The 12,109-nt window shown below is 70.8% G+C and carries 14 protein-coding genes; 9 read left to right on the top strand and 5 right to left on the bottom strand.

The window, feature by feature from the left end; genetic code table 11:
- Window positions 1-11: 11 nt before the first annotated feature.
- Window positions 12-1,157, bottom strand: coding sequence for a DUF418 domain-containing protein (locus tag CXR44_RS00805; RefSeq protein WP_101782889.1), 1,146 nt, complete (start codon window positions 1,155-1,157; stop codon window positions 12-14).
- A 236-nt stretch (window positions 1,158-1,393) separates the two neighbouring features.
- On the opposite strand from CXR44_RS00805, the gene CXR44_RS00800 reads away from it, so the two are divergent.
- The 7 genes from CXR44_RS00800 to CXR44_RS00770 all read left to right on the top strand — a co-directional run bounded on the left by CXR44_RS00800 (window position 1,394) and on the right by CXR44_RS00770 (window position 6,092).
- Window positions 1,394-1,861, top strand: a complete 468-nt coding sequence (locus CXR44_RS00800; protein ID WP_101782888.1) for a FluC/FEX family fluoride channel — start codon at window positions 1,394-1,396, stop codon at window positions 1,859-1,861.
- Entirely contained in the window at window positions 1,858-2,202 is a 345-nt protein-coding gene (locus tag CXR44_RS00795) for a DUF190 domain-containing protein (protein ID WP_101782887.1), read from the top strand. The genes CXR44_RS00800 and CXR44_RS00795 overlap by 4 nt, the downstream gene beginning before the upstream one ends.
- The gene (gene crcB / locus CXR44_RS00790) at window positions 2,199-2,573 is read left to right on the top strand and encodes a fluoride efflux transporter CrcB (RefSeq protein ID WP_101782886.1); all 375 of its coding nucleotides are present in this window, start codon (window positions 2,199-2,201) and stop codon (window positions 2,571-2,573) included. The genes CXR44_RS00795 and crcB overlap by 4 nt, the downstream gene beginning before the upstream one ends.
- 291 nt (window positions 2,574-2,864) lie before the next feature.
- Window positions 2,865-3,140: an FmdB family zinc ribbon protein gene (locus CXR44_RS00785; protein ID WP_101782885.1), complete on the top strand. Its 276-nt coding sequence runs from the start codon at window positions 2,865-2,867 to the stop codon at window positions 3,138-3,140.
- Window positions 3,141-3,299: 159 nt separating this feature from the next.
- Window positions 3,300-3,968, top strand: coding sequence for an AmiS/UreI family transporter (locus CXR44_RS00780; RefSeq protein WP_101782884.1), 669 nt, complete (start codon window positions 3,300-3,302; stop codon window positions 3,966-3,968).
- An 81-nt stretch (window positions 3,969-4,049) separates the two neighbouring features.
- On the top strand, window positions 4,050-5,297 hold the full coding sequence (gene fmdA / locus CXR44_RS00775) for a formamidase (protein WP_101782883.1): 1,248 nt from the start codon (window positions 4,050-4,052) through the stop codon (window positions 5,295-5,297).
- 372 nt (window positions 5,298-5,669) lie between these two features.
- The gene (locus tag CXR44_RS00770; RefSeq protein ID WP_101782882.1) at window positions 5,670-6,092 is read left to right on the top strand and encodes a hypothetical protein; all 423 of its coding nucleotides are present in this window, start codon (window positions 5,670-5,672) and stop codon (window positions 6,090-6,092) included.
- A 78-nt stretch (window positions 6,093-6,170) separates the two neighbouring features.
- Here the strand turns inward: CXR44_RS00770 and CXR44_RS00765 are convergent, their stop codons facing one another.
- Window positions 6,171-6,665: a cupin domain-containing protein gene (locus tag CXR44_RS00765; protein ID WP_101782881.1), complete on the bottom strand. Its 495-nt coding sequence runs from the start codon at window positions 6,663-6,665 to the stop codon at window positions 6,171-6,173.
- 211 nt (window positions 6,666-6,876) lie between these two features.
- On the opposite strand from CXR44_RS00765, the gene CXR44_RS00760 reads away from it, so the two are divergent.
- The gene (locus CXR44_RS00760) at window positions 6,877-7,305 is read left to right on the top strand and encodes a YybH family protein (RefSeq protein ID WP_101782880.1); all 429 of its coding nucleotides are present in this window, start codon (window positions 6,877-6,879) and stop codon (window positions 7,303-7,305) included.
- 290 nt (window positions 7,306-7,595) lie between these two features.
- Here CXR44_RS00760 and pruA read toward each other — a convergent pair whose 3' ends face one another.
- Window positions 7,596-9,269 (bottom strand): L-glutamate gamma-semialdehyde dehydrogenase, encoded by a 1,674-nt coding sequence (gene pruA / locus CXR44_RS00755; protein ID WP_101782879.1) that lies wholly within the window; start codon window positions 9,267-9,269, stop codon window positions 7,596-7,598.
- 1 nt (window position 9,270) lies between these two features.
- Window positions 9,271-10,188: a proline dehydrogenase family protein gene (locus CXR44_RS00750; RefSeq protein WP_101782878.1), complete on the bottom strand. Its 918-nt coding sequence runs from the start codon at window positions 10,186-10,188 to the stop codon at window positions 9,271-9,273.
- 75 nt (window positions 10,189-10,263) lie between these two features.
- Between CXR44_RS00750 and CXR44_RS00745 the strand changes: the two genes are divergently transcribed.
- Window positions 10,264-11,328, top strand: a complete 1,065-nt coding sequence (locus tag CXR44_RS00745) for a PucR family transcriptional regulator (RefSeq protein ID WP_101782877.1) — start codon at window positions 10,264-10,266, stop codon at window positions 11,326-11,328.
- Here the strand turns inward: CXR44_RS00745 and CXR44_RS00740 are convergent.
- Entirely contained in the window at window positions 11,325-11,987 is a 663-nt protein-coding gene (locus CXR44_RS00740) for a hypothetical protein (RefSeq protein WP_101782876.1), read from the bottom strand. The genes CXR44_RS00745 and CXR44_RS00740 overlap by 4 nt on opposite strands.
- Window positions 11,988-12,109 lie beyond the last annotated feature (122 nt).

Here is a 12,109-nt window from a genome sequence, read left to right as displayed (position 1 = left end):
CGCGGCCCGCATCAGGTCCAGTTCGTCAGGCGGCGCAGGCCGTACTCCACGGGCCCCCACCGGTGCGAGCGCAGCCACCACGCGCTCAGCGCCAGCAGGGCCGTGTAGACGGCCGCCGCGACCCCCATGACGGCGATCGGCTCCAGCCGCCCGGCGAGGGCGAGCCCGTACCCGGTGAAGACCAGACAGGCGACCAGCGACTGCCCGATGTAGTTCGAGGCGGCCATCCGCCCCGCCGGGGCCAGCGCGCGTCCCACCGCCGGGTGGCGCCGCACCGCCCGCAGCAGCGTCGCCACGTACGCGGCGGTGAGCAACGGCGAGGTGACCGTGTTCACCGCCAGCCCCAGCACCTCGGCAGGGCCGCCGGAGCCGCTCGTCAGGGCGAAGAAGACCCCGCCGGGCAGGCCGACGCCGAAACCGGCCCACTGGACCCGGCCGAGCAGGTGCCACCATCGGCCGGGCTCCTCCAGCAGCCTCCTCTTGCCCGCGGCCAGCCCGAGCAGGAACATGGCCAGCGCCGTCGGGCCCTGGAAGAGCCAGATGGAGGCGGCGAGCGGCGGATAGAGCTCCAGCTGCATGCGCAGCACGTCGAGCGGCCCGCCGGTGGCCAGGGACATGATCCGGGCGGCCTCCGCGGGGTCCGCCGCCGCGGCGCCGGCGCCGGGGTCGAGGGTCGCCAGCGCGGCCAGGGCGAGCCACACGAGGGTCAGCGTGCCGATGACGGCCGCCGCGACGATCACCGCCGTGCGGGGGCGGATCCCGCGTAAGGCCAGCAGGATCAGCCCCAGCGCGGCGTACAGGGTGAGGATGTCGCCGATCCACAGCAGCAGCCCCTGCGCCAGCCCGAGCGCGAACAGCCCCAGACAGCGCCGTGCCGTCCGTGCCCGGACGCTGGCGCCGGCCCGCTCCGCCGCCCGCATCTGGAGCGTGAACGAGTAGCCGAACAGGAACGAGAACAGGATGTAGAACTTCGTCAGGACCAGGGCGGAGATCGCGTACGCCACCGGGCCGTCGTGCATGGGGAGGCCGCCGGCCAGGGCGTACCCCGGGTGGGCGAAGAAGCCGATGTTCGCGACGAGGATGCCCGCCAGCGCGAAGCCGCGCAACGCGTCGATCTCGTGCACCCGGGCTGCCTGCGGTGTCTGGACGTGCGTCATGACGCCCGACGCTAGGCGTGGCGGCCGTCCGCCGGCATCGCCCCTTGGTCTGCGTTCCCGCGACCAAAGACGGTCCGTCCCACCGGACGCGCGCTCCCACCGGACGAGCGCTCCCGTCGGCCGCCCGGCCCCGGCGCCTCCCGACGTCACGCGGACCGGCGTCACGTTAAGGTGAGAGGTGACGCCCATGACGGCCCACGCCCACGCCTGTCGGGCATGGGCGCGCAAGGGGAGAGATGCGTCCGGGTCAGACGAGGTCCGCGACCGGCGCCGGCGCGCGCCGGGAAGCACGCCGCGGGCACTACGGTGTGCTCGCCGTCATCGCCGCCGGTGGCGCGATCGGCACGGGCGCCCGCTACGGGGCGGCCCTGGTGTGGCCCGTCCCGGCCACCGCCTTCCCGTGGACCACGCTGTACGTCAACGCCTCCGGGTGCCTGCTGATCGGGATCCTTCTCGTGGTGCTGACCGAGGCGTGGACCGCGCCGGCGTGGGTGCGGCCGTTCTTCGCCACCGGCGTGCTGGGCGGGTTCACCACCTTCTCCACCTACTGCGCGGACATCGAACGCCTGGTGTCCGCCGGCCGGGCCGGTCCGGCACTGGCCTACCTGGCGGCGACGGTCGTCGCGGCGCTGGCCGCGGTGACGGCCGGCGTGTGGGTCACCCGCCGGCTGCTGCGGACGACGACGGAAAGGGGCACGAGATGACGTTGTCCGGGCGGGCCGTGCGCCTGACGATCCTCGTCGACGACACCGACACCTGGCACCACCGCCCCATGTTCACCGAGATCGTGCACCGGGCCCACGCCGCCGGTCTGGCGGGGGCGTCGGTCTTCCGCGGGATGGAGGGCTTCGGCGCCGGTCAGGTCGTGCACACCACCCGCCTGCTGTCGATGGCCGACGACCTTCCGGTCGCCGTCGTCATCGTCGACGCCGAGGAGAAGATCCGCGCGTTCCTGCCCCGGCTCGAGGAGCTGTCCATCGAGGGTCTGGCCGTCCTCGACCAGGTGGAGGTCGTGCCCTGCCGCGGCCGGCAGGTGACGGGATGAACTGGCTGCTGGTGCTGGCCGGGGGCGCGATCGGCGCGCCGTTGCGGTATCTGACCGACCGGGCCGTGCAGGCCCGCCACGACACGGTCTTCCCCTGGGGAACCTTCGCCGCCAACATGATCGGTTCGCTGGTGCTGGGGGCGCTGACCGGGGCGGCGCTCGCCCAGGCGGCCGGCGGCGGCCTGCAACTGCTGGTGGGCACCGGTCTCTGCGGGGCGCTGACCACGTACTCGACGTTCTCGTACGAGACTCTGCGGCTGGCCGAGACGGGGGCGGTCTTCCTCGCCGCGGCGAACGTCGTCGCCTCGGTCGTCGCCGGACTCGGCGCGGTGTTCGTCGGCCTGACGATCTCCCAGGCCGTCTTCGGATAAGGGATTCTCCTGGCTGCCGGCGCATCAAGCCTTGGGCAAGCTGTCACGCTCCGTCGCATGTCCCGAGCCGCCACCGTAAAGAACGCGGATATTGACTCATGGAGAGCTTTGGCGTTGTTTCCGCATGCCCTGTTCGGCGGCCTTTACCCGCCGCGCACGTTCCGCGCTCTTGTCTTGACATGATGATTGCCTGAGGCGTTGCCTTGAAAGTAAGGCTCATATCGCCGCATATCAGGATGAGTGCGGTGTTGTGGCGCGGGGAATGTCGCTCGACGTTCACGGGGGATGCCGATGGCCACCTACGCGTACCGCTGTCAGGACTGCGGGGAGTTCGAGGTGCGCCTGCCCATCGGGACCGCCGAGGCGGTGCGCGACTGTCCGGTGTGCCGGGGCGCGTCACGACGGCTGTTCACCGCGCCGCACCTCAGCCGGCTGTCCCCGGCGATGTCCGCGGCACTCACCCGCGAGGAGAAGAGCCGGGAAGCACCCGAGGTGGTCACGAGCGCGCTTCCCAGGAGGCGGCAGAGCCCGCCCCATCCGGCGCTGTCGCGCCTGCCTCGGCCTTGATCAACATAACATCGCGTTCGCGGGCACTCGGACCGGTCTCGGCCCGTGACCGGCGAGGCAGCCTGCGGGCCGCCGGCCACGGTGACCACTTCACCGCCTGCACCACGTGCGTACCGCGGACCACACCGCCCGTCCCGGGCATGAGGAGGTGTGTCGTTGATGGGAGCCGTTGGACTGCTGTACGTGGGTGCGGTGCTCTTCCTCAACGGTCTGATGCTGCTGGGAAAGGTCGAAGCCCGCGCGGCAGGGGTCTTCAATCTCTTCGTCGGGGCCCTGCAGGTGGTCACGCCCACGGTGCTGATCATCTCCGCTCTGGACGACACGGCCACGATCCTCGGCGCTTCGGGGATCTACCTGTTCGGGTTCACCTATCTCTACGTGGGGATCAACCTGCTCGGCGGTTTCGACACGACAGGGGTCGGCTACTTCTCGCTCTTCGTGGCCGTCATGGCGCTCGGATACTCCTACGCCAACTTCCAGATCCTCGGCGATCCGGCCTTCGGGGTCATCTGGCTCTACTGGTCGTTCCTGTGGGGTCTGTTCTTCGTGCTGCTGGGGCTGAAGCGCGCCCAGATCACCAGGTACACCGGCTGGGTCACGGCGATCCAGGGGTGGGTGACGGCCGCGATCCCGGCATTCATGATCCTTGCCGGCTTCTGGCGCAACACCGGCCTCATCGCGATCGTCCTCGCGGTGTTCGGCGTGGTGGCGTTCGTCGCCCTGTGGCCGCTCACCCGGGGCAGGGAACCCGCCGGCGCGACGCCGAGCACGAGCGAGGAACCCCGGAGGGCGGGAGAAGGCACGCGTCACCGCCCCCGCTGGACGTGACGTGCCAGGCCGAGCTGGAAAAGAGGTGAGGGGCAACGGTTGTCCACGAAGGGAGTCATCTATCAAAGAAAGGCATATGTCATGCCGAAAGTGGTATTCAGTATCGACCAGTCGAAGTCGATGAGCGATCAGGCGACCCCAGGACACAACCGGTGGCACCCGGATATTCCGGTTGCCGAGATGGTAAGGCCAGGAGACGAGTTCCGCGTCGAATGCCGCGAATGGACGGACGCCCAGATCGGTAACAACGACTCGGCGAACGACGTACGGGATGTCGACCTGACCGTCGCCCACGTGCTGAGCGGGCCCATCGGGGTCGAAGGCGCCGAGCCCGGAGACCTCCTCGTCGTCGACATCCTCGACCTGGGGCCGGTTCCCCAGGAGGTCGGGGACGCGCCCGGCCAGGGATGGGGATACACCGGAATCTTCGCCAAGGAGAACGGCGGCGGGTTCCTGACCGACTACTTCCCCGATTCCTACAAGGCGATCTGGGATTTCCACGGCCAGGTGGCGACGTCACGTCACCTGCCGGGAGTCCGGTACACGGGCATCACCCACCCCGGCCTCTTCGGGACAGCGCCCTCGGCCGAGCTGCTCAGCTCCTGGAACCGCCGGGAACAGGCGCTCATCGACACCGACCCGCAACGCGTCCCGCCGCTCGGCCTGCCGCCGCTGTCCGACAGGGCCCTCGCCGGCACGGCGACCGGCGACCTGGCGCAGCGGATCGCCGCCGAGGGGGCGCGAACGGTGCCCGCGAGGGAGAACGGCGGCAACCACGACATCAAGAACTTCACCCGAGGGTCCCGGGTCTTCTACCCGGTCCACGTCAACGACGCCAAACTGTCGGGGGGCGACCTGCACTTCAGCCAGGGTGACGGCGAGATCACCTTCTGCGGCGCGATCGAGATGGGCGGTTTCATCGACTTCCATGTCGACCTCATCAAGGGAGGCATGGAGAAGTACGGCGTCACCACCAACCCGATCTTCATGCCGGGCAACGTCGAGCCGCGCTACTCCGAGTTCCTCACCTTCATCGGGATCTCGGTCGATCACGACACCGACACCAACTACTACCTCGACGCGACGGTGGCCTACCGCAGGGCCTGCCTGAACGCCGTGGAGTATCTCAAGAGGTGGGGCTACAGCGGTGAGCAGGCGTACCTGCTCCTCGGTTCGGCGCCCATCGAAGGGCGGGTCAGCGGGATCGTCGACATCCCGAACGCGTGCTGCTCGCTCTACCTGCCCACCGCGATCTTCGACTTCGACGTACGCCCGAACATGCAGGGGCCCGTCAGCGAGGACCGCGGCCGGTGCGCCGTGACGAGCTGAGCCGAAAGGACATAGTCGAACACCGAAGTGACTGCCGGGGTTTCCGGGACAAAGCGTCCCGGCGACCTCGGCAGTTCGCGAAGAGAGGATTTCTCTGCCGACGGACGAAAGAGGCCGCCGATTAATTTTTCGGCAAAATCGGCGGGGGCCGCCATGGGGGAGACGGCGTGGGCGGGCGCGCCGCTTCCCGTCCCATGCCCAGGTCAAGGGCCGGTTTCGGCTGAGCGCCGACCGTCGGGCGGCAACCTCGACCTCATGCCCATACCGTAAATATAGCGTTATATTTGTTGTAACCCCGAATGCAGACGTCTCCGCCGAGCCGTGCCCGGGACCGGCGTGAAACCCCCGCCGCTTCGAAAGGTTGATCATTCAATGTACAACGACGCCGTGTGGGTCCGAGGCGTGACCGGCATCCAGATGCACCACACGACAGACCTCCAGGACGCTGTCCGATTCCTGAGCAACGCGATGATGGCGCTCCGCGCCGCACACGTGCGAACCGGCAACGACCAGTATTCCGATCTCGCCGCTCAGCTGAAGGCCATGACGACCGAGGCGCGGACCCTGGAGGACCAGGCACGCGCCCGCATGCGCGACCTGCACTCGACGGACCCCGCGCAGTTCGTCCGGTGCCGTGACGGACGGGAGCCGTGGCCCGACGAGATCCAGCCGGGGTTCGTCCCGCGCCACACCTGCAAGGACCAGTGCCTGTACCACGATCACGACGTCCTCGACGCCATCATGCAGTGCACGTGCGGACAGCCCCCGTGCCAGGCGTGCGCCATCGGCGGCTGAGCGGCGCGCACGCCCCGGGGCTCTCCTCGTGCCCCGGGGCGTCTCCGTTCCCCGCCGGGCTCGGGGGTCGCCCGTGGTTCACGGTGCGGCGTACTGGTCGTGCCTGGCGTACAGCTCCGTCCATTCCTCGTCGGTGAGCCGGCGGCCGGAGGCGACGATCTCGGCGAGCTCCTCGAAGTACGCCTCCCGGGGCGCCCCCGGCGCGAACAGCACCAGCATGGAAGCCGGCGCGTCGGAGTCGTTGCTGAAGGCGTGGACGCCGCCCGGCGGCACGTACAGGAAGTCGCCCGGGGTCGCGTCCCGCCATCGCTCGCCGTCGTACAGCGAGACGGTGCCCTCCAGGACGAAGAACGACTCGGAGAAGGTCCGGTGGAAGTGGGCGCCGGGACCGTTCGGGATCGCGGCCATGTCCCAGCGGTAGAGACCGAACCGGCCGTCGGTGCTCGCGCCGGTCGCCAGGTAGCCGACCCGGGACTTGACTCCGATCGTGAGGTCGGGCGGCGTGTCGGCCGGCCGGTAGGTCGCGCTGACGATCCCGTGATCCTGCACGTATCGCGGCGGCGGGTAGGACATCGTGGGTCGCTCCTCGGAGTGGGTCGTTGCGGGGCGGCATGACCCTACGGGCGGCGGCGGTCGCGTGGGGAGATCCAATTCCTGCCTGTTCGATGGAGCCAATGCCCCTGCGGCACCTCACATTCCCGCGGGCCGCGTCGTCGGACCACCGGAACCGGAGAGGCCGCCGCCGGGTGAGCCGGCCGCGGTCGAACACTGAACGGAGGATGCGATGACGTCGCACGACGCCGAGGTCAGGGCGCTCTTGGACAGCCGAGTCGAGGCCTGCCGGGCCAAGGACATCGATCGCCTCATGTCCCACTACTCTCCCGACATCGTGTACGACGATGTCGTCCCCCCTCTCCAGTTCGCGGGACTCGACGAGGTCCGCGGCAACTTCGTGCGGTGGTTCGACGAGTACGAGGGCCCCATCGGCCTCGAAACGCACCACCTCACCCTGGTGACGAGTGGAGACGTCGCGTACGCGCACATGCTGCATCTGGACAGCGGAACGCGTAAGAACGGCGTCCATGCCGCGATCTGGGTACGGTCCACCGTTTGTTGCCGGCGGTCAGGTGACAGGTGGCTGATCACGCACGAGCACATCTCCGTGCCGATCGACCCCCGGACCATGCAGGCCTGGTTCGCGCCGGTGGCGTGAGCCGTACGGCCCGCTGACGGCGATCCGCGCGCCCGCCACCGGCACGGCCCCGAACGCGAGTCGCGGCTCGCGCCCGGCCAGCAGGAGCTGTTCCGCCTCACGCTGGGCTCGACCGGCCAGGTGTTCATCCCGCCCTGAGGCGGGCCGGGCGGCGGGTCCCGGACGCTCGCGCCGGCGGGACCGGCGAGAACATCGGCGGCACCTCCTCGCCGGACGGACGACGCCGGACGGACGAGACACCCCGGGGCTCATGAGGAGCCCCGGGGTGTCTCGTCCGGTGCGGGGTTCTGCTAGTAGCCGAGCTTCTTCAGGTCCGGCTGCTCGAACCCGGCCTGGGGAATGTCGCCCCTGTACGGGGGCGTGACGACCGGGGGCGCGAACGTCTCCTTGATCGTGCGGGCGTTCACCCAGCGGATCAGGTTGTAGATCGAGCCGGCCTTGTCGTTGGTGCCCGAGGCGCGGGCGCCGCCGAACGGCTGCTGGCCCACGACCGCTCCCGTCGGCTTGTCGTTGACGTAGAAGTTGCCCGCCGCGAAGCGCAGCCGGTCGGAGGCCGAGGCGATGGCGTAACGGTCCTGGGCGATGATGGAGCCGGTCAGCGCGTACGGCGCGATGCCCTCCATCTGGTCCAGCACCGCGTCGAAGTCGCCGTCGTCGTAGACGTGCACCGCCAGGATCGGCCCGAAGTACTCCTTGACGAACACCTCGTCGGCCGGGTCCGCCACCTCCAGGACGGTCGGCCGGACGAAGTAGCCCGCCGAGTCGTCGTAGGAACCGGTGAGGAGATCCACGCCCGGCGCCTGCCGGGCCCGGTCGATGGCCTCCTTGTGCTTGGCGAACGCCCGCCCGTCGATGACGGCGCCCATGAACGTCGACAGGTCGGCGGTCACGTCGCCCACGGTCAGCGACTCGGCCGTCGACACGAAGTCGTCGCGCATGCGCGACCAGATCGACCGCGGCACGTAGGCGCGCGAGGCGGCCGAGCACTTCTGGCCCTGGTACTCGAAGGCGCCCCGCAGCAGCGCCGTGGACAGCACGCCGGCGTCGGCCGACGGGTGGGCGAGCACGAAGTCCTTGCCGCCGGTCTCGCCGACCAGACGCGGGTAGCCGCGGTAGGAGGCGATGTTGGTGCCGACGGTGCGCCACAGGTGCTGGAACGTCGCCGTCGAACCGGTGAAGTGGATCCCCGCCAGCTCGGGGTGGGCCAGGGCCACCTCGGAGACGGCCTGCCCGCTGCCCGTGACCATGTTGATGACGCCCGGCGGCAGGCCGGCCTCCTCCAGCAGCCGCATCGTGAAGTGCGCGGCGAACTGCTGGGTCGGCGACGGCTTCCAGACGACGACATTGCCCATGAGAGCGGCAGATGTCGGCAGATTTCCGGCGATGGCGGTGAAGTTGAACGGCGTGATCGCCAGCACGAACCCCTCCAGGGGCCGGTACTCCATCCGGTTCCACACCCCGGGCGACGACATCGGCTGGTCGGCGTAGAGCTGGCGCGCGTACGCCACGTTGAACCGGAAGAAGTCGATCAGCTCGCACGCCGAGTCGATCTCCGCCTGCTGCGCGGTCTTCGACTGCCCCAGCATGGTCGCGGCGTTCAGCGTCGCCCGCCACGGCCCGGCCAGCAGCTCCGCCGCCTTGAGGAAGACCGCGGCCCGCTCGTCGAAGGACAGCGCCCGCCAGGCCGGAGCCGCCGCCAGCGCCGCGTCGATCGCCTCCTGGACGTCCTGGGCGGAGGCGTCGTGCGTGCGGCCGAGCACGGCCGCCTTGTTGTGCGGCTGCACCACGTCGATGGGCGTGCCGCCACCCATCCGCTGCCGGCCCCCGATGGTCATGGTGAGGTCGATCGAGGCCCCGGCCAGCTCCTTGATCCGGCCCTCCAGCGCGGCTCGTTCGGGGCTGCCCGGCCCGTAGGAGTACACCCGCTCGTTGGCGGGGGCGGGCACGTTGCTGATGGCGTCCATTTCACTTACCCCCAAGGGCACGAAGGAAGAAGGCGACGTTGGCGGGGCGCTCGGCCAGCCGGCGCATGAAGTAGCCGTACCAGTCGTCGCCGTAGGGAACGTAGACGCGGACCGTGTGGCCGGCCCCGGCCAGGGCCTGCTGCCGGTCGGTCCGGATGCCGTACAGCATCTGGTACTCGTAGTCGCCGATCGCGCGGCCGAAGCGGTCGGCGAGGAGTTCGGTGACCGCGATGAGCCGGTCGTCGTGCGTCGCCACCATGGGATACCCCTTCCCCGCCATGAGGATCCGCAGGCATCGCACGTACGCCCGGTCGACGGCCGCCTTGCTCTGGTGGGCGACCGAGGCGGGCTCGCGGTAGGCGCCCTTCACCAGCCGTACCCGGCTGCCCTCGCCGGCCAGCTCGCGGCAGTCGTCCTCGCTGCGCAGCAGGTACGCCTGGATCGCCACGCCGGTCGACGGGTGGTCCTCGCGCAGCGCGCGCAGGATGCGCAGCGTCGAGTCGACCGTCGTGTGGTCCTCCATGTCGAGCGTCACCGACGAGCCGCCCGCCGCGGCGGCCGCGCAGATCTCGCGGGCGTGCCCGAGCGCCATCGCCTCGTCGAGCCGCTGGCCGACGGCCGACAGCTTCACCGACACCTCGGCCCGGTCGCCCAGGCGCAGCGGGCGCAGCTCCTCCAGCAGTGTCACGTACGCCTTCGCGGTGGCCGCGGCGGCGCCGGCGTCGAGCGTCTCCTCACCGAGATGGTCGACGGTGACGGCCAGCTTCATGTCGCTGAGCCGTTCGACGGCGTCGCGCGCCTGCCCGGCGGTCTCACCGGCGACGAACCGGTCGACCACCTTGCGGGTGAGCGGGAACCCCGTCACGGAGCGGCGCACCAGGGCGCTCCGGGATGTGGCGAGTAGCAGTTGACCCAGCATGCGTCCAGCCTAAAACCGCAGCTCAGACCGGGCCATCGACGCGCGTAACGCCCGGTGTGGCAGGCTGTCATACACATGGACAATTCCGCTGATCTGCAGGAGACCGTCGACGAGATCGCCCGCGTGCTCGGGGCGTCCGCGACGCTGGAGGACCGTACCTTCCGGCTGCTCGCGTACGGCGCCCAGCACGGCGACATCGACACCGTGCGCCAGGAGTCGATCCTGCGCCGCCGCGCCACCCCCGAGGTGCGCGACTACTTCGAGCGCTACGGCATCGCCCGCGCCGGCCATCCCGTGCGCATCCCGGCCGACGCCGACCTGAAGGTGCTGGCCCGCGTCTGCTGGCCGCTGCGGCACCAGGACGTGACCTACGGCTACCTGTGGCTGCTCGACTCCGGCAGCCTCACCGACGACGCGCTGCGGCGGGCCGAGCCGCTCGTCGCGCGCGCCGCCGCCGCGCTCGCCCGCGAGGCGCGCTCGCGCCGCGACGTCGGACACGGCCTGCGGGCGCTGCTGTCGGCCGACCCCGACGAGCGCGCCGAGGTCTCCCAGGAGCTGTACGGCGAGCTGCGGGGTCCCGTCGTCGCCATCGCCGTGCGGGAGGCGCACGACCGCGTCGCCGCCCTGTGGACGCTGCCGCGCGGCGTGCTCGCCCGCTCCGGCTCGCCGGTCGCCCTGCTCGCCCCCGCCCACCTGGCCGCCGAGGTCGCGCGGAGCGTGCAGGGAGCGTACGGCACCGCGGCCGGCCTCGGCGCCGCCCGCGACGACCCCGGCGAGGCGTGGCAGAGCTGGCGGGAGGCGCGCCAGGCGCTGCGCATCGCCGAGCACTTCCCCCGCTTCGCGCCCGTGGCCCGCTGGGACGACCTCGGCGTGCACCGCCTGCTGGCCAGGCTCGGCCAGGCCGACCTGCGGGAGCTGGCCGACGAGACGGCCGCGCTCGACGCCGAGCTGGCCCACACCGTGGAGACCTACCTCGACCTCGGCGGCCACGCCCAGAAGGCGGCGGCCGAGCTGGGCATCCACCGCCAGACGCTCTACTACCGGCTCGGCAAGGCCGAGCGGCTGCTGGGCCGCGACCTGTCCGACGGCGACGCCCGCCTCGCCGTCCACCTGGGACTCAAGGCGGCCCGGCTGCGCTAGATCCCGCCCTTGTCGCCGGGACTGCCGGTGCGGGTCACGGTGGCGAGGGCGAGGAGCACGCCCCACACGGCGACCAGCACCGCGACCAGGGAGTTCCACCAGTTCGGTGTCAGCCAGGGGAAGGAGCCGACGACGAACGCGGCCGCGGCGAGGATGCCGCCCGCCCGCCCGGCCAGTCCGGCGCGTGTCGACCAGCTGAGCGCGACCGCGGCGACGGCGAAGCCCAGGAACGCCAGATGCAGGGCGCCGAACGACGAGCTGACGAGCAGTGCCAGACCCTCGGCCGACAGCTGGATCTCGAACACCGGATAGACCAGACGTCCCACCGCGAGCAGCAGGACGACGAGGGCGACGAGGGCGACCGCGAGAGCGGCCACCCCCACGTTGACCCGCACCGACGGTTCGGCCTGGCGCGCGCCGAAGAGGCCCCGGGCACCGGCTCCCCAGCAGACGACCGCGAAGAACAGCAGCTCGTCGCTCCACGACAGGAGCGGGTACCCGCGTTCGACCCACGCCGCCATCGCGACCGCCTCGGACGGCACGCTGGGGAGCAGCGACAACAGCAGCAGGGCGACGGCGGTGAGGAGCGCCCCGACGATCATCAGCCAGCGGTGCACCCGTGGGTCGGCCGCCTGGCGCGGCGTCGTGTCTTGTGCCATCGGACCGCCTGTCGTCCCGTCATCCGTCTACCGTGCCCTGCGCCCTCTGCCTCCCGCGAGCGGGCCGCGTCCTCGGAGCGGTGTCAGTGCCTCGACGAGGTAGGTGCCGTGGGTGGATCTTA

It is taken from the genome of Nonomuraea indica, from assembly GCF_002850745.1.
Lineage (GTDB): Bacteria > Actinomycetota > Actinomycetes > Streptosporangiales > Streptosporangiaceae > Nonomuraea > Nonomuraea indica.
This window is presented reverse-complemented; position numbering and strand designations above follow the sequence as displayed.